Source organism: Variovorax sp. 01N429, from assembly GCF_056399425.1.
The window spans coordinates 1-668 of the sequence record NZ_JBFTRG010000057.1 but is presented as its reverse complement, the minus strand read 5'-3'; the positions used below and the strand labels follow the sequence as shown (position 1 = coordinate 668).

1 protein-coding gene is annotated in these 668 nt (G+C 72.6%); it reads left to right on the top strand.

All coding sequences use genetic code 11. The features are described from left to right. Positions 1-269: 269 nt before the first annotated feature. Positions 270-668 (top strand): hypothetical protein (locus AC1DSF_RS30540; protein WP_478184059.1); only part of this gene is annotated, 399 nt, incomplete at its 3' end.

Sequence of the window (668 nt, the reverse complement as noted above, 5' to 3'; positions counted from 1 at the left end):
GCCGAACAGGTCGCGTTCGAAGTCCTCGGCGGTGGCCCGGGCCTCGTGCGGGGCCTGTTCGTAGGCGGCGAGTTCGTACACGAACCGGACGATGGTCGGGACGTCCTCCCGCACAGCGCTTCTGATCATGCCGGAACGCTACCGCCGACCGCGCCGCCCGTGACTGCGCAACCGGCGCGTCGCGGCTACGATCGAGCCGGTCCCGGGGGGTGCGACGCGGCAGGTCCACGCCCCACGTCCTGCGCACGTTCCGCCCCGAAGGAGTCGCCGTGAGCGCCCCCGTCCCCTGGACGCTCGACCACATCGCGGCCGACGAGGTCGCGCGCCCCGCGATGCGCGCCGCGATACGCGCGCTCTATACCGAGGTGTACGCCGAGGAACCGTATCTGCGGACCGAAGCCGATGCCGAGGCGTGGGACGAGGGCGTGCTCGCCCTGCACCTGGCGAACCCGTACTTCCGCCTGGTGTTCGCCCGTTCGGCCGAGGGCGGGGTGCCGTACGGCTTCGCGCTCGGCACCGCGCTGCAACCCGACACCCGCTGGTGGGCCGGCATGCTCGACCCGCTGCCCGACCGGATGACCCGGGAGGACGGCCGGCAGACCTTCGCCGTCTACGAGTTCGTCGTCCGCAAGCAGTTCCGCCGGCAGCGCCTCGGCACCGCCATGCAC